Below are 15717 nucleotides of genomic sequence, written 5' to 3'. Positions count from 1 at the left end.
ATCGGCGCATGACCTTCATTCCAACCACAGGCTATGCTATGTTTATAACTGGCTATGCTACCGGATGGGTATGGGGCGAGGCAGAACATGTCAGCAGGTAAAATCTCACTATTCCCAAAACTGGAAAAGCTTAAGGCTGGGCTCGGCGCCGCCGGTATGACCGCCATTGGCCTTGAGGCTATTGGCCCTCGCCTTCTTGGCGGACTTTTCAGCGGCCCACTTGGAAATATCATTCCGATTGTAGGGGCCGTTCTGGGCGCACTAATTGCCGCGCACTTTACTCAAGTCTCTGAGAAAGAGGCTGCATTAGAATCAAAAGCAAAAAAAGAAAGCGTTATGTAATAATGAGCGATATCAATGCAATCAGCCCTTTATCGGACAGTGGCGTTGGAATAACATATTTCCTTTTATCTGCGGGGTATTGCATACTTATCATAATATTTGATTCAATAAGACATAAGAGATTGGCTGTGTCGAAAAATCTTCTTCGGCACCTTCTTGATGGCCTTACTTTTTCCACCGGAGTAACTGTTGGCCTCGCTATACTTTATCCCGGCATATTCCTGGTCGTATCTTCAAATTATGTATACATAACCGTTACTTCTGCAACGTGTGTGTTTGGCCCGCTCATCAATCTTGCCGAGCGTTATGGATTCATGATCGAAACTTAATATTGCATACGCGATGCAGCAGTAAGCACGATCCGCTGCCCTATTCTTGCCTACTGTGTCACTCCACCGGCGGCGGCGGGGCGGCCGACAGCGCCAGCTGGCTAGCCAGAACCGCGGCCTGCGTCCTGGTCAGCACCCCCAGCTTGCGCAGGATCGTGGTCACATGCGCCTTCACCGTCGTCTCGGCGACGTTCATCTCGTAGGCGATCTGCTTGTTCAGCTTGCCCTCGGCGATGCCGGCCAGCACGCGGAGCTGCTGCGGCGTCAGGGTGGCGGCGCGCTGGGCCGGGTCGGGGGCGTCGGTCTCGGGACCGCCCTTGATCTCGGGCAGCCAGAGCTCGCCGTCGAGCACGGCGTGGATCGCCTCGACGATCTGGGTGTTGGGAGCGGATTTCGGCACGAAGCCGGAGGCGCCGTAATCGATGGCGCGCTGGATCGTCACCGGATCTTCCGATGCCGAAACGACGATCACCGGAATCGCCGGATGTTCGGAGCGCAGCATCATCAGGCCGATCAGGCCGCTCATGCCGGGCATGTGCAGGTCGAGCAGGATGACGTCGGGCGGCTCGCCGGTGTCCAGCAGCGGCTTGATCTGATCGAAGCGCGACGCCTCCAGGATGACGGCTCCGGCTATCGCCTGCCCGATGGTCTGGGTCAGCGCGGTGCGCATCAGCGGATGGTCGTCGGCGATCAGAATGCGGTGCGACATGGACAGTCCGGAAATAAAACCATTGCAGGAGTATCCCCTTACAGCCGCCCGTTGACAACTGTGCCCGATGCCGCGCGGCGAAGTTTCCGGCGGATTCACTCTATCCATCCGCGGACGGAATGGCCCCGGCGCTGGTGCGTTCGTGGATGGCCTGGCGACGGAAGCGGTACAACTCGGCCGGGCGGCCGCCGGTCTGGCTCTCATAACTGCCGGTGGGCTCGACGAAGCCGCCGGAGATCATCAGCCGGCGGAAATTCTGCTTGTGCACCCGTTCGCCCGACAGCGCCTCCACCACCAGCTGCAACTGATGCAGGGTGAAGGTCGGCGGCAGCAGCTCGAAGACGATGGGACGGTAGCGCAGCTTGCCGCGCAGCCGTTCCAGCGCGGTGGCGAGGATGCGCCGCCCGTCCCGCGCCATCGGCCGGCCGAGCGCGCGCGGCATCGGCCCGGTCTGCACAAACGAACCGGCCGCCGACGCCGCGCCCGTCCCATCCTCGATACGGGCCGCAAGGTCGCGGTCGCGGAACGCCTCCACCACCAGGCCCGCCTCGTAGAGCAGCTCGTAGCGCTCCAGCACCCGCTCCATGTCCCAATCGGCGCCGTCCAGCCCGAAGGCCATCTGCGCCCGCTCGGCCCGGCGCCGGCGGGTCTCCTCGTCGCCGGCGGCATCGACCCAGCCGCGCAGCGCCGGGGCGATCACCCCGTCCAGCAGTTGCGGGCGGCGGTCGCGCCAATCCTCCCACGGAAAATGATCGTAGAGGTCGCGCCATTCGGCCGAGGCGTCGCCGCCCAGCGGGCCATCGCGGACCAGGGCCAGATAGCCGACCACGACCGAGCGCGGCCCACCGAACAGCTCATGCGGGTCGCGGTAACGGTCGCCGAAGGTGTAGAGCTGTTCGACATAGCGGAGCGCGACGCCCGACAGCCCCTCCGCCACCGCACGGACGCCATCCTGCAGGGTGCGGAAGCGGTCGGGCTCGAAGGGTGCGCCGGGCAGCGCGTCGCGGTGCGGCAACGGCTCGTCGCCGCGCCGATGGTCCTCCGGCACGGCAAAGCCGCTGCGCACCGTCACCACGCGCGGCGTCCCGCCGGTCACCGCCACGATGGCGACCGACAGGCCGAGCTGGAGGGGCCTGGTCACGATGGAACCGGTCTTCCCCCTCTCCCCTCCGGGGAAAGGGTCGGGGCGAGGGGGAAGGCCATTCCGCTCAACGCTTGTCCAGCGGCACGAACCGACGGGCGGCGTGGCCGGTGAAGAGCTGGCGGGGACGGCCGATCTTCTGGGCCGGATCCTCGATCATCTCCTTCCACTGGCTGATCCAGCCGACGGTGCGGGCCAGCGCGAACAGCACGGTGAACATGCTGGTCGGGAAGCCCATCGCCTTCAGGATGATGCCCGAATAGAAATCGACGTTCGGATAGAGCTTCTTCTCGATGAAATACTCGTCCGACAGGGCGATCCGCTCCAGCTCCATCGCGATGGCGAGGTGCGGCTCGTCCCTGATGCCCAGGCGGTCGAGGACCTGATAGCAGGTCTCGCGCATGATCTTGGCGCGCGGGTCGTAGTTCTTGTAGACCCGGTGGCCGAAGCCCATCAGGCGGAAGCTGTCGTTCTTGTCCTTGGCGCGGCGGACGAACTCGGGGATGCGATCGACCGAGCCGATCTCCTCCAGCATCTTCAGCACCGCCTCGTTGGCGCCGCCATGGGCCGGACCCCACAAGGCAGCGATGCCCGACGCGATGCAGGCGAACGGGTTGGCGTGCGACGAGCCGGCCAGACGGACGGTGGAGGTCGAGGCGTTCTGCTCGTGGTCGGCATGCAGGATGAAGATCTTGTCCATCGCCTCCGACAGGATCGGGTCGACCTTCCACTGCTCGCACGGCGTGCCGAACGTCATGTAGAGGAAGTTTTCCGCGTAGGTCAGGTCGTTGCGCGGATACATGAAGGGTTCGCCGACCGTGTATTTGTGGGCCATGGCGGCCATGGTCGGCATCTTGGCGATCAGGCGGTGCGCGGCGATCTTGCGCTGCACCGGGTCGAAGATGTCGGTGGAATCGTGATAGAAGGCCGACAGGGCGCCGACAACGCCGCACATGATCGCCATCGGGTGGGCGTCGCGGCGGAAGCCGCTGTAGAACTTGGACAGCTGCTCGTGCACCATCGTGTGGTAGGTGATGGTGCGCTCGAAATCGGCCTTCTGCTGCGGGTCGGGCAGTTCGCCGTTCAGCAGCAGGTGGCAGACCTCCAGGAAGTCGCAATTCTCGGCCAGATCGGCGATGGCGTAGCCGCGGTGCAGCAGCACGCCCTCGTCGCCGTCGATGTAGGTGATCGCCGAATCGCAGGCGGCGGTCGAGGTGAAGCCCGGATCATAGGTGAAATAGCCGGTCTCGGCGTAGAGCTTGCGAATGTCGATCACGTTGGGGCCGGTGGACCCGCCCAGCAGCGGCAGCTTCAGCGTCTTGCCGGTGGCGTCGTCGGTCAGCGTGACGGTGCCGACCTGGGTCACATCGCCGTGCGGCGTGTGCTTGCTCGATTCCATGACCTTCTCGCACTCCTTGCTGGCCGGCCGGACGGCGCCTGTCGACCGCCGCCGCCGGACCTTGGTGGTTGGCCCATGCCCGCGCGCTTTGACGCCGAAGGCGCCGCGCCGTCTTCTCCCGGTCTCCGAAGGGTCGGCCCGGGGGCGGAACCCGCACCCGTCCCATGTCGTTGACTCCCCCGGAAGATAGCAGAGGACATCATGACCGACACGTCTCAAACACGCACCCCCTCCGAAGGAAGCCCCTCCCCGGAGAAGCCGGTTCCGGCGAAGCATGACGGGACGCCGGCCGGCGAACGCTCCCCGCGCGAGGACATGACCAAGACGCCGGGCGACGGCACCCTCCAGGACGCCACCCCGGCCGGCCTGTCGTCGGAGGAGCTGCGCGAACGGGCCGAGGACACCGACGGTTCGGCCCAGCCGGGCACCGGCTGAGCCAAGCCTGGCACCGGCAAAAGGGGGTACGGCCGGCGCTCAGGCCGCCGGCCGTACCCCGCCGGTGCGCTCGCGCAGGGCGGTTTCCAGCCGGCCGGCCTCTCGGACCAGAAGCGGCAGGATCCGGACGGCCTGGGTCCGGTCGCCGGACCGGCAGACCACCTCCAGCCGCCAGGCGAGATGCATGACCGTCATCCCGCCGAAGCTGCCCGACAGGCTGGACAGGTCGTGGGCCTCGCCCGCCAGCGCCGGGAGATCGAGCGCGCCGTCCCGGGCGGCCTCCGCCATCGCCGACAGCCGCTCCAGCCGGCGGGAAACGTCGTCCAGGAAACTGTCGACGATCAGGGCCAGGCTGCCGGGGTCGACGGTCCCGGCCAGATCGGCCAGCACCGACCCGTCGAGCGGCTCACCGTCCTGCACATCCCCGGCAAGGATCTCGTCGTCCGCGGCGCCACCGGCCGGAGCCTTCCCGGAGGAGGCCGCATTGGGGGCGGTATCAGGGGCCGTATCGGGAATCCTCGCCGCGCCCCCGTCCTGCCCGCCCTCCTGCCTCCCGTCCTTCCGGCCCAGCCAGCCGTCCAACGCCGTCACCAGCCCGGCGCGGCTGATCGGCTTGGTCAGATAGTCGCTCATGCCGGCGCGCAGGCACTGCTCCCGCGTGCCGGGCATGGCGTCTGCGGTCAGCGCGATGATCGGCAGCCCGGCCAGCGGGCCGCCGAACGCCCGGATCGCCTGCGCGGCCTCCAGCCCGTCCATGCCGGGCATCTGCACATCCATCAGGACGAGGTCGATGCCGCCGCGGCAGACCGCGGCCACCGCCTGCTCCCCGTCCTCCGCCAGTTCCACCGTATAGCCGAGCTTGCGCAGCAGGGTGGTGGCGAAGAGCTGGTTGGTGCGGTTGTCCTCCGCCAGCAGGATGCGGCCGCTGCGCGCCGGCTCCGCCCGCCGGGCTTCGGCTGCCACCCGCAGGCTGTCCTGCCGGTCCGCAGCCGGTCCGTCGACCGCGAACAGCCCGGACAGGCAGGCGCACAGCGCGCCCTGGCGCAGCGGCCGGCCGATGGCGGCGTGGGCCAGCCCCTGGACCGGCCCGCCATAGGCCCGCGCCGCTGGCGCCAGGGCGGTGACCAGCACCCGCCGGCTGTCCGCGAGGAGCGGATTGCCGGCGATTGCGGCCAGCAGCGCGTCGCCGCCCATGCCGGGCATGGTCTGGTCGATCAGCACGATGTCGAAGGGCCGGCCGCCGACGGCGGCCCGGGTCAGCGCCTCCAGCGCGTCGGGAGCGTTGTCGACCGTCGAGGGCCGGGCGCCCAGGCTGTCGAGCATCGAGGCCAGCACGCGACGGTTCACCGCCAGATCGTCGACCACCAGGGCGGAGCGGCCGGCCAGCGGCCGTTCCGCCGGCGGCAGCGCCTCGTCCGACAGGGTCAGCGGCAGGTCGACCTGGAACCGGCTGCCGGCACCGGGCGTGCTCTCCACCGCGATGCCGCCGCCCATCAGCTCCGACAGCTGGCGGCAGATCGCCAGCCCCAGCCCGGTGCCGCCGAACTTGCGGGTGATCGACCCGTCGACCTGCTGGAACTTGTTGAACAGGGTCGGCAGCGCATCGGCCGCGATGCCGATGCCGGTGTCGGTCACCGTCATGCGCAGCACCAGATGGGCGTCGGTGGCGTCCAGCGCCTCCAGCTCCACCGCGACCGAGCCGACATCGGTGAACTTCACCGCGTTGCCGACCAGATTGACCAGGATCTGGCGGATGCGGGTCGGGTCGCCCAGCAGGGTGCGGCGCAGCATCGGGTCGATGTAGAAGCCGATCTCGATGCCCTTCTCCTGGGCGCGCGGGGTCAGCAGTTCCACCACCCCTTCCACCAGATCGGCGGGATCGAAGGGCAGCGTCTCGACGGTGACGCGGCCGGCCTCCAGCTTGGAGATGTCCAGGATGTCGTTGATGATGGTCAGCAGGGCGTTGGACGAGCTGCGGATGGCCTGGGCGAACTGGCGCTGCTCCTCCGTCAGGGGGGTGTCGAACAGCAGTTCGGTCATGCCCATGATGCCGTTCATCGGCGTGCGGATCTCGTGGCTCATCGCCGCCAGGAACTCCGACTTGGCCTGGGTCGCCGCCTCCGCCCGGGCGCGCAGCGCGTCGGCCTCCTCGCGGGCGGCGTCCAGCCCCTCGGCCAGCGCGCACATGTCGGCAGCCTGGCGCTGCAGCTCCGCCTCGAAGCGCTTGCGCTCGGTGATGTCGGTGCGGGTGCAGACCAGCGCCCCGCTGGAGGTGCGGTTCTCCGCCACCAGGATCCAGCGGCCGTCGGGCAGCTCCCGCTCGAAGGGCGGGCCGGGGTTGCGGTGCTGGGCCAGCTCGGCCTGGATCCAGGCTTCGTCGGTGGCGCCCTCGGGGTTGCCGGCGAATTCCCCGTTGGCGATGGCCAGCCGCAGGATCGCCTCGAAGGGGCGGCCGGGCGTCAGCAGCGGCGCGGTGCGCGGATGCGCCTCGCGGTATCGCTCGTTGCACAGGATCAGCCGGTCGTCGGCATCGAAATAGGCCAGCCCCTCGGGCACCGCCTCGATCGCGTCGTCCAGCGTCTGCTTGGCGAGCCGGAGTTCCTCCTCCGACTTCTTGTCGCGCGTGATGTCGGTGTGGGCGCCGACCATGCGCACCACCTGGCCGGAGGCGTCGCGGATGTGGATGGCGCGGCTGAGGATGTAGACGGTGTGACCCTGCTTGTGGCGGAAGCGCTGCACCATCTCGAAATTGGGGATCCGGCCGGCATTGTAGGCCCGGACCGTCTCCAGCGCCGCGATCCGGTCCTCCTCGAAGATCAGGCCGGCCCACATCTCCAGGCTGTTCTCCAGCTCGTCGTCACGGTAGCCGAGCTGTTCCTTCCAGGTGGGCGAGAACCAGATGGTATTGGTGTCGAGCGCCCAGTCCCAGATGCCGTCCCGCGTCGCCTGCACGGTGAGGTCCAGCAGCTCGCGGTTCGACCGCAGCTCCGCCTCTTCGCGCTTGGCCTCGGTGATGTCCTGGACGACGCCCATCAGGCCGACCGGCCGGCCGTCGGGCCCGGCTTCGGTCATGCCGCGGATGAAGACATGGCGCAGGTCGCCATCGGGACGGATGACGCGCGCCTCGACCGAAAACCCCTCGCCGCCGGTCCGGGCCCGTTCGACCAGCTCGGCCAGCCGCGGCAGGTCGTCCGGATGGTAGGCGGCCCGCGACATCTCGACCGTCGGCGGACCGGCCTGCGGCGTCAGGCCCATGATGCGGTAGACCTCGTCGGACCAGCGGCGGCGGTCGGTGACGAAGTCGACGTACCAATGGCCGAACTGCCCGATCTCCTCGGCAAGGTTCAGCAGGCGCGAGCGGTCGCGCAGCTCCGCCTCCGCCCGTTCGCGCCGCGCCGCCTCGCGGCGCAGCTCCAGCTCGTCCACCACCAGCCGGGCCAGCTGGGTCAGGGTCTCCGCCTCGCGGGCGTCGAAACCGCTGCGCGGCGTGTCGTCGATGACGCACAGCGTTCCCAGCTTGTGCCCGCCGGCCATCAGCGGGGCGCCGGCATAGAAGCGGATGTTGGGCGCGCCGGTGACCAGCGGATTGCCGGAAAAGCGCGGATCCCTGCTCGCATCCAGCACCACCAGCACGCCATCGTCCAGGATGGCATGGGCGCAGAAGGCAAGGTCGCGCCCCGTCTCCGCCACATCGAGCCCGACGCGGCTCTTGAACCATTGCCGGCTGCTGTCGATCAGGGAAACCAGGGCGATGCGGGTGCCGAAGAAATGCTGGGCCAGCCGGGTGATGTTGTCGAACCCGGATTCCGGCGCGCTGTCGAGCACGCAATAGGAGTGCAGCACCGCCAGCCGCTCGGGCTCGTCGGGAGGCAGGGCGGCCGGAACCGGACCGGCCGCGGCGATGCCCCCGGTGTTGGCCCCGGTGATGGCCGACCGCTCCGTCACGCCGCCGTCTCCCCGGCCGGCCGCCCTTCCGCACCACGCCCGTCCGCGCCCCGTTCCTCCGCCGTGCGCCATTGCTGGAGCTTGCGGTAGATGGTCGACGGGCTGATCTCCAGCATCAGCGCGGCGCGCGGCACGTCGTCGCCGGCCAGCCGCAATGCCTTGCGGATCATGTCCTTTTCCACCCGCCACAGGGGAAGGACGGTGGCGTCGGCCTCCGGCCCGCCCGGTCCGGGCGCGGTGCCGATGGCGGCCGGCGCGTCGGCGCAGGCCGCCATCGGCGGCAGCATGTCCAGCGTCACCTGCGATCCGTCATGCAGCACCACCACGTTGCGGATCACGTTCTGCAACTGCCGGACATTGCCCGGCCAATCATGGGCGCGCAGCCGCGCCTCGACCTCGGCGGCGAAGACGGACAGCGACTTCCCCTCCTCCCGCGCATAATCGACCAGGAAGGCGCGGGCGATGTCGATCACGTCGTCGCCGCGGTCGCGCAGCGGCGGCAGGGCCAGCGGAATGACGTGCAGGCGGTAGTACAGATCCTCGCGGAAGCGGCCGGCCTGGACCTCGGCCAGCGGGTCGCGGTTGGTGGCGGCGACGAAGCGCACGTCGACCCGCTCCTCCCGGCCGCTGCCGACCGGGGTGACGGCACCGGTCTGGACGAAGCGCAGCAGCTTGGCCTGCAGATCCACCGGCATCTCGCAGATCTCGTCCAGGAACAGCGTTCCGCCGTCGGCCAGCAGCGCCGCCCCCGGCCGGTCGGTCGCCGCCCCGGTGAAGGCGCCCTTCACATGGCCGAAGATCTCCGATTCCAGCAGGTTCTTCGGAATGGCGGCGCAGTTCAGCGCGACGAAGGCGCCGTCGCGCCGCGGACTGGCGCGGTGGATGGCCTGGGCCGCCACCTCCTTGCCGGTGCCGCTCTCGCCGGTGATGAAGACGTTGGCGCGGCTGGCCGCCACGCTCTCGATCATGCGGTAGACCGCCTGCATCTCGGGCGAGCTGCCGATGAAGCCATGGAAGCGCCCGCGGTCGAGATCCTTGCGGTAGCCCTCGACCATCCGTGCCAGCGTACGGCGCTCCAGCGCGTTGCGCAGCGTCAGGTTCAGCCGGTCGGCGTTGAACGGCTTCACGATGAAGTCGAAGGCGCCCAGTTTCATCGCCTCCACCGCCAGATCGATCGAGCCATGGGCGGTGATGATGACGACGGAGATGCCGGGATCGCGGTGATGCAGCGCCCGCAGCACCTCCAGCCCGTCCATGTCCGGCAGCTTCAGATCGAGGATCACCGCGTCGGGCGGCGCGGCCGCCGCGGCGTCCAGCGCCTCGCCGCCGCGGGTGCAATGCACGACCTCGTGGGCGTCGGCGCGCAGGAACTCGATGTAGAGCTTGGCGAGCGGGACCGTATCCTCGATCAGCAGGATACGGCGCTTCTTGGATGCAGGCACAGGCGGCACTCGATCTATACGGAAAGTCCGTGTCTTGAGGACGGGAGTGTATCGCTCCGTGGCGGAAATCACCAGTCAGGGGGCAGCCCAAGCCGCCGATGCCGCGGGGAATGAGGGGCGGACAGATTCCTCCATACGGCGATGTTCCTCCGGCCGCCCGAGAATCAAGTTGGTTAAGAACCAATTTTATCAATTTTTCGTATTGTCAGGCTTGATTTTTATGTATAAATGGTATTTTTTATTTATGAATCAATTTCTCGGAAATTCGTTGAAAATAGTACAACTTATAGGAAATGATTTGTATGCTGACAATCCGTCAGGACCAATGCCGTATATTTGAGCAGCTTCGCGAAGAAGAGTTCTGTCGGAGGCTGCGCTTTTTTCTAGCAGAACAACTTGCGGAAGCCGGCCCGGACGGATTGGCGTTGCCAGTCGAAGATGCGATCCAACTCGTAATGAAAACAGCGGCATCCATTGGTATCAAAAGCGAAGAAAATGCAGCCTGTTGCGTGATCTTGTATTTACTCGCCGACGCTTCGGATGACCCGAAGTCCGCCAAAAAAACAATCGAAGCGATATTAAAAAATAAAACAGCCTCTATCGAAGAAAGAATTGAACAGTGCTATCGGATTTATAACTAGTAAACCAAGAAGAGAATTCCATCATGAGCGTTGGAATTAGTTATCACTTGAAGAAATCATTTCGCAGCGTTAAAAAGTTTTTTGGCGCTGGACCCTATAAAAGCGCCATACAGAGTTGTCCTCTCCAGGAAATCGTCGGTCAGGAATGGAAGGCCTCTGCAGAAGCCATCTTCCCTGGGCAGCAGAGCTATCAAAATTGCGGCGTCCAATCTTCAAGGCAAATAGTTGAGCAAGCACTGGGCTTATGCTTGAAAAAGACCGAGCTTGAATTTCTGGAAGATGCCATAAAAACATGCAATGTTGATAAATCAACTCCACACCCTCAGGAATCCGGTGGAACAAATGCACAGGATCGTCAATGCATATTGAAATCTTATGGTGTTGACTCGTCTATAAAACCGACATCGGTTGAAGAGGTTGACGATGCTCTTCGCAATAGGAAAGGCGTGATTGTTTCAGCCGATGTGCAGGTTCTATGGAATGGGCGCGTTCCCCCTCCGACACCGACCGGCCGTCATGCCGTTGTATTGACTCACGGCGATTATGACCAAAATGGCAATCTCACCGGTGTTTTTGTGAATGATACCGGTATCGATAAAAGATACCGTCTTTCGGTCGACGAGTTGGAGGACGTCCTCGACAGCGGGTCCGGATCGATGAACGTCACCGACAATCCGATCTGGCCCGATAACTGATATCACGCTTCACCCGACGGAAATCCGAACGATGCAGCCCGACGAAAAATGGGTCGAGACGATCATCCGCGACATGCGGAACAGCACCGCCTATCAATCAAGCATCAAGGACGAGTGGTACGAAACGCTTCCGGTCCTTCAATGGCACGGCGCGCGCCTGTACCTTATGGTGGCATTCGGGCGCAATCAGGCCCCCGGCACGACCGATCATCCCGTTTTGGACCGACGTCCATTGTCCCCGCATCTGGCATGCCTGATCTCCTATCCGGATGGCCAACAGGTGTGGCGTCAGTCTTCCAGTGCGAATGCTGCGACCTTCCTACCGCAAGGTGTAGAAGGCCCGCGTCCCGGCAGTCCGGAACCGATGCGGGATCGCCGCGCCTACTATCGCGCACTCTCTTCGCTCCTTGGCTCCGGGGCACTGCTGCAACCAACCGACCAGATCGCGGCGTCGGATTGCTCCCAGGCGCGATCGGTGCGGGAGCTGCTGTTCAAAGCTGCGAATCCTTGGCTCGACGGCCTCTACGAAACCTACGTTCAACCGCTGGACCAATGGATCTCCACCCACTGTCAGCGTTTGCCGTAAGGCGTTAAAAGGCTCCATCCACTGTCAGCGTGAAACCGGGTCGAGGACTGGGCCGGCCGAAACAGCTCACGCCCCGCTGTCGATCAGGTCGGTCCGGCCGATCCGGCGCAGCGAGACCTGGACGCGGGCGTTGTGCTCGCGGATCTCGCGCAGGGTCTGCAGGGTGAACTCGACATGGCCGTAGGCCGCCGCCTGCGCCGCCGCGGCATCGCCGGCCAGCACCGCGTCGGCGATGGCGAGATGCTGTTGCAGCAGCAGCTCGCGCACCCCCGGCCGGGAATAGAGGTCGGCACGGTTGTAGAACACGTCGTTGCGCAGCAGGTTGGACAGGGTGCGCATGATGTGCAGCATGACGACATTGTGCGCCGCCTCGTAGATCGCCAGATGCAGGTCGGCGTCCGCCTCCGCCTCCTCCGAGCTGTCGTCCTTGCCGTGAGCGGCCTTCATGCGGGCGACGATGGCGCGGATGCCGTCGCGGTCGACATCGGTCGCCCGCTGCGCCGCCAGCCTCGCCGCCTCCGCCTCGATGGAGCGGCGGAATTCCAGATAATCGAAGGACGCGTCCGGCTTGTTGCGCATCAGCGTCATCAGCGGGTCGGCGATCTGCGACAGGAAGCCGGCGACATGGGTGCCGCCGCGGCCGGTCACCAGCAGGCCGCGCTCCTCCAGCTTGGCGATGGCGTCGCGCAGCGACGGGCGCGACACGTCCAACTTCACCGCCAGCTCGCGTTCCGCCAGCAGCTTCTCGCCCGGACGGAGCGCGCCTTCCAGGATCAGCCGTTCCAGATGCTCGGCAATGGCGTCGGCCAGCTTGGCCGGTTTGATCGTCCCCTGCATCGGATCGGCGGCTCCCTCCTGCATGTCCTGCGCCCTCTTCAATAGCGGTGGATCGAAGATGCGTCCAGAGCGGCCGTCCGGATGGGCATGCAGGCCGGCCTTCGCGTCGCGGGCAGGGCCGCTGCCGAAGCGGGTCGTCTGGCAAACGATTCAGTCATTGCACAATTTGGTAAAATCTTTTATCCAGCACTCACCGCATGGACAACGGATGTCCGCCCCCCCCGGCCGGCGAATGGCCTTCCGGCATGGGGCGGGCACGGCTTGCGGCCGGGACCATTCCCTCCCCCACCAGCAGGAGCCGCCGCCGATGCCGACCGCCGCCCCCCCGCAAGCGACCTTGGCCGCTCCCTACGACCGCGTGCTTGCCGAACTGGCCACCGTCCTTCCCGCGGCCCGGCCAGGGACAAGGCTGATCACCGATCCGCTGCGCACGCTGGCCTACGGCACCGACGCCAGCTTCTACCGGCTGATCCCGAAGATCGTCGCGCTGGTCGAGACGGAGGAGGAGGTGGTGCGGTTGCTGCGCATCACCCGCAGCCATGCGGTGCCGGTGACCTTCCGCGCCGCCGGCACCAGCCTGTCGGGGCAGGCGGTCAGCGACAGCGTGCTGGTGGTGCTGGGCGACGGCTGGCGGGGCTGCGCCATCGGCCCGGCGGCAACCACCGTCACCCTGCAGCCCGGCGTGATCGGGGCGGAGGCGAACCGTCGCCTTGCCCCGCTGGGGCGCAAGATCGGCCCCGACCCGGCCTCCATCGCCACCGCCAAGATCGGCGGCATCGCCGCCAACAACGCCAGCGGCATGTGCTGCGGCACCGCGCAGAACAGTTACCGCACGCTGGAAAGCATGCGGCTGGTGCTGGCCGACGGCACGGTGCTGGACACCGCCGACCCGGCCAGCTGCCAGGATTTCCAGCGAAGCCACGGCGCGCTGCTCGACCGGCTGGCCGGGCTCGGCGCCCGCACCCGCGGCGACGAGGCTCTGGCGGGCCGCATCCGCGACAAGTTCCGCATCAAGAACACCACCGGCTACAGCCTGAACGCCCTGGTCGACTACCAGGATCCGGTCGATATCCTCCAGCACCTGATGATCGGGTCGGAAGGGACGCTGGGCTTCATCTCCTCCATCACGCTGCGCACTGTGCCGGAGCATCCGCACAAGGCCAGCGCCCTGCTGTTCTTCCCCGACATCGGCGAGGCCTGCCATGCGGTGGCCCTGCTGAAGGCCGCCCCGGTCGACGCGGCGGAGCTGATGGACCGCGCCTCGCTGCGCTCGATCCAGGACAAGCCGGGCATGCCGCCGCAGATCAGGGGCTTCGGCCCGGACGCCGCCGCCGTCCTGGTCGAGACCCGGGCGGAGAGCGCCGCGGCGCTCGACGCCAACGTCATGGCCATCGGCGCGGTGCTGGCCGACTGCGTCACCATCGGCGACAGCCGCTTCACCACCGACGCCAAGGCTTGCGACGGCTTCTGGAAGATCCGCAAAGGCCTGTTCCCGGCGGTCGGCGCCATCCGCCAGACCGGAACCACCGTCATCATCGAGGATGTCGCCTTCCCGCTGCCCCGGCTGGCCGAGGCGACGCGCGACCTGCAGGATCTGTTCGTCCGCCACGGCTACCACGAGGCGATCATCTTCGGCCACGCGCTGGAAGGGAACCTTCACTTCGTCTTCACCCAAGCCTTCGACACCCAGGCCGAGATCGACCGCTACCGCCGCTTCATGGACGACGTCGCCGTGCTGGTGGTCGAGCGCTATGACGGCTCGCTGAAGGCGGAGCACGGCACCGGCCGCAACATGGCCCCCTTCGTCGCGATGGAATGGGGTCCGCAGGCCTATGGCCTGATGCAGGAGATCAAGGACATCTTCGATCCGGACGGGCTGCTGAATCCCGGCGTCATCCTGAACGGCGATCCCGAGGCCCATCTGAAGAACCTGAAGCCGCTGCCGCCCGCCGACCCGCTGGTCGACACCTGCATCGAATGCGGCTTCTGCGAGCCGACCTGCCCGTCGCATCGCCTGACCCTGTCGCCGCGCCAGCGCATCGTCGGCCGGCGCGAGATCGCCCGGCTGGAGGCGTCCGGCGACGACCCCGGCCGGCTGGCGGCGATCGGCGCCGCCTACGAGTACCAGGGTATCGACACCTGCGCCGCCTGCGGGTTGTGCGCCACCGCCTGCCCGGTCGGGATCGAGACCGGCCTGCTGATCAAGTCGATGCGCGGCGAACGCCGCGGCGCCCTGGCGCGCAAGGCCGGGTCGCTGGTCGCCGATCATATGGAAGGCACGCTGGGCCTGACCCGCTCCGGCCTCCGCCTGGCCGACCTCGCCCGCCGCACCGTCGGCCATGGCGTGGTGCAGGCGGCGGCCCGCGCCCTGACCGGCGGCCATCTGCCGGCCCTGCCGCACAGCCTGCCCACCGCCGCCTCCTTCGCGCTGACCTCCGATCCGGCGGCCGGTGACGACCGCCCGACGGTGGTCTATGCGCCGAGCTGCGTCAGCCGGACCATGGGACCGGCGGCCAGCGACCCGCAGAAACGCCCGCTGCCCGAAGCGGTCGAATCGGTGATGCGCAAGGCCGGCTTCCGCATCGTCTATCCGGAGGCCGCCGACGGCCAGTGCTGCGGCATGCCGCTGGAGAGCAAGGGGCTGATCGAGGCCGCCGACGCCAAGGCCGACGCCATGCTGGCGGCGCTGGCGAAGGCGAGCGACGGCGGCCGCCATCCGGTGGTGATGGACACCAGCCCCTGCACCCTGCGTCTCAGGAAGCGGGCGGCCGACAGCGGCTTGCGCATCCTTGACGTCGCCGAGTTCCTCGGCGAGTTCGCCCTGCCCCGCCTGGAGATCGCCAAGACGGCCGGGCCGGTGATGCTGCACCTGACCTGCTCGACCCGCCGGATGGGGCTGGACGGCGCGCTGACCGCGGTGGCGCGGGCCTGCGCCGAGACGGTGGTGGTGCCGCCCGACGTCGGCTGCTGCGGCTTCGCCGGCGACAAGGGCTTCACCACGCCGGAGCTGAACGCCCATGCGCTGCGCCACCTGCCGGCCTCGGTGCCGGACGGCTGCGCGTCGGGCTATTCCACCAGCCGCACCTGCGAGATCGGCCTGTCCGACACGGCGGGCGTGCCCTACCGCTCCATCGTCTATCTGGTCGATGCCTGCGCCACGGCAAAGGTGGAGCAGAAGGCGCGGGTGGCGGAGCCGGCTTTCTAGGTCGGCGATTG

Annotated in this window: 13 protein-coding genes; 7 read left to right on the top strand and 6 right to left on the bottom strand. The window is 66.9% G+C overall.

Features of this window, described 5'->3' with window-relative positions; translation table 11 throughout:
* Nucleotides 1–87: 87 nt before the first annotated feature.
* The gene (locus AL072_RS34620; RefSeq protein ID WP_144428409.1) at nt 88–342 is read left to right on the top strand and encodes a hypothetical protein; all 255 of its coding nucleotides are present in this window, start codon (nt 88–90) and stop codon (nt 340–342) included.
* A gap of 387 nt (nt 343–729) precedes the next feature.
* Here AL072_RS34620 and AL072_RS28825 read toward each other — a convergent pair whose 3' ends face one another.
* The 3 genes from AL072_RS28825 to gltA all read right to left on the bottom strand — a co-directional run bounded on the left by AL072_RS28825 (nt 730) and on the right by gltA (nt 3920).
* Entirely contained in the window at nt 730–1380 is a 651-nt protein-coding gene (locus AL072_RS28825; protein ID WP_144428408.1) for a response regulator, read from the bottom strand.
* A gap of 100 nt (nt 1381–1480) precedes the next feature.
* Nucleotides 1481–2521, bottom strand: a complete 1041-nt coding sequence (locus AL072_RS28820; RefSeq protein ID WP_045584946.1) for an NUDIX hydrolase — start codon at nt 2519–2521, stop codon at nt 1481–1483.
* 67 nt (nt 2522–2588) lie between these two features.
* Nucleotides 2589–3920 carry a citrate synthase gene (gene gltA / locus AL072_RS28815; protein ID WP_045584945.1) on the bottom strand — a complete coding sequence of 444 codons (1332 nt, stop codon included), beginning with the start codon at nt 3918–3920 and terminating at the stop codon, nt 2589–2591.
* 201 nt (nt 3921–4121) lie between these two features.
* On the opposite strand from gltA, the gene AL072_RS28810 reads away from it, so the two are divergent.
* Complete coding sequence (locus AL072_RS28810; RefSeq protein ID WP_045584944.1) at nt 4122–4355, top strand: hypothetical protein; 234 nt, start codon at nt 4122–4124, stop codon at nt 4353–4355.
* Between the two features lie 39 nt (nt 4356–4394).
* On the opposite strand, the gene AL072_RS28805 is transcribed toward AL072_RS28810, so the two are convergent.
* Both AL072_RS28805 and AL072_RS28800 read right to left on the bottom strand, forming a co-directional pair.
* Nucleotides 4395–8300: a response regulator gene (locus AL072_RS28805; protein WP_281178715.1), complete on the bottom strand. Its 3906-nt coding sequence runs from the start codon at nt 8298–8300 to the stop codon at nt 4395–4397.
* Nucleotides 8297–9742 carry a sigma-54-dependent transcriptional regulator gene (locus AL072_RS28800; protein ID WP_045584943.1) on the bottom strand — a complete coding sequence of 482 codons (1446 nt, stop codon included), beginning with the start codon at nt 9740–9742 and terminating at the stop codon, nt 8297–8299. The genes AL072_RS28805 and AL072_RS28800 overlap by 4 nt, the downstream gene beginning before the upstream one ends.
* Before the next feature lie 58 nt (nt 9743–9800).
* On the opposite strand from AL072_RS28800, the gene AL072_RS35020 reads away from it, so the two are divergent.
* The 4 genes from AL072_RS35020 to AL072_RS28795 are packed head-to-tail and all read left to right on the top strand — an operon-like array spanning nt 9801 to nt 11664.
* Nucleotides 9801–10082, top strand: coding sequence for a hypothetical protein (locus AL072_RS35020; protein ID WP_158511104.1), 282 nt, complete (start codon nt 9801–9803; stop codon nt 10080–10082).
* Complete coding sequence (locus AL072_RS34615; RefSeq protein ID WP_144428407.1) at nt 10045–10383, top strand: hypothetical protein; 339 nt, start codon at nt 10045–10047, stop codon at nt 10381–10383. The genes AL072_RS35020 and AL072_RS34615 overlap by 38 nt, the downstream gene beginning before the upstream one ends.
* 23 nt (nt 10384–10406) lie before the next feature.
* Nucleotides 10407–11078, top strand: coding sequence for a hypothetical protein (locus tag AL072_RS34610; RefSeq protein WP_144428406.1), 672 nt, complete (start codon nt 10407–10409; stop codon nt 11076–11078).
* Between the two features lie 31 nt (nt 11079–11109).
* On the top strand, nt 11110–11664 hold the full coding sequence (locus tag AL072_RS28795) for a hypothetical protein (RefSeq protein WP_052710329.1): 555 nt from the start codon (nt 11110–11112) through the stop codon (nt 11662–11664).
* Nucleotides 11665–11730: 66 nt separating this feature from the next.
* Here AL072_RS28795 and AL072_RS28790 read toward each other — a convergent pair whose 3' ends face one another.
* A complete protein-coding gene (locus tag AL072_RS28790; protein ID WP_082109305.1) occupies nt 11731–12501 on the bottom strand; it encodes an FCD domain-containing protein in 771 nt (256 codons plus the stop codon).
* Between the two features lie 307 nt (nt 12502–12808).
* Between AL072_RS28790 and AL072_RS28785 the strand changes: the two genes are divergently transcribed.
* Complete coding sequence (locus tag AL072_RS28785; protein WP_045585261.1) at nt 12809–15706, top strand: FAD-binding and (Fe-S)-binding domain-containing protein; 2898 nt, start codon at nt 12809–12811, stop codon at nt 15704–15706.
* Nucleotides 15707–15717 lie beyond the last annotated feature (11 nt).

The organism is Azospirillum thiophilum (assembly GCF_001305595.1).
Taxonomy (GTDB): domain Bacteria; phylum Pseudomonadota; class Alphaproteobacteria; order Azospirillales; family Azospirillaceae; genus Azospirillum; species Azospirillum thiophilum.
This window is presented reverse-complemented; position numbering and strand designations above follow the sequence as displayed.

What these genes read in the sequence shown, in the direction of transcription:
- AL072_RS34620 (WP_144428409.1), top strand. Translation starts at nt 88, where the DNA reads ATGTCAGCAGGTAAAATCTCACTATTCCCAAAACTGGAAAAGCTTAAG.
- AL072_RS28825 (WP_144428408.1), bottom strand. Translation starts at nt 1,380, where the DNA reads ATGTCGCACCGCATTCTGATCGCCGACGACCATCCGCTGATGCGCACC.
- gltA (WP_045584945.1), bottom strand. Translation starts at nt 3,920, where the DNA reads ATGGAATCGAGCAAGCACACGCCGCACGGCGATGTGACCCAGGTCGGC.
- AL072_RS28810 (WP_045584944.1), top strand. Translation starts at nt 4,122, where the DNA reads ATGACCGACACGTCTCAAACACGCACCCCCTCCGAAGGAAGCCCCTCC.
- AL072_RS34615 (WP_144428407.1), top strand. Translation starts at nt 10,045, where the DNA reads ATGCTGACAATCCGTCAGGACCAATGCCGTATATTTGAGCAGCTTCGC.
- AL072_RS34610 (WP_144428406.1), top strand. Translation starts at nt 10,407, where the DNA reads ATGAGCGTTGGAATTAGTTATCACTTGAAGAAATCATTTCGCAGCGTT.
- AL072_RS28795 (WP_052710329.1), top strand. Translation starts at nt 11,110, where the DNA reads ATGCAGCCCGACGAAAAATGGGTCGAGACGATCATCCGCGACATGCGG.
- AL072_RS28790 (WP_082109305.1), bottom strand. Translation starts at nt 12,501, where the DNA reads ATGCAGGGGACGATCAAACCGGCCAAGCTGGCCGACGCCATTGCCGAG.
- AL072_RS28785 (WP_045585261.1), top strand. Translation starts at nt 12,809, where the DNA reads ATGCCGACCGCCGCCCCCCCGCAAGCGACCTTGGCCGCTCCCTACGAC.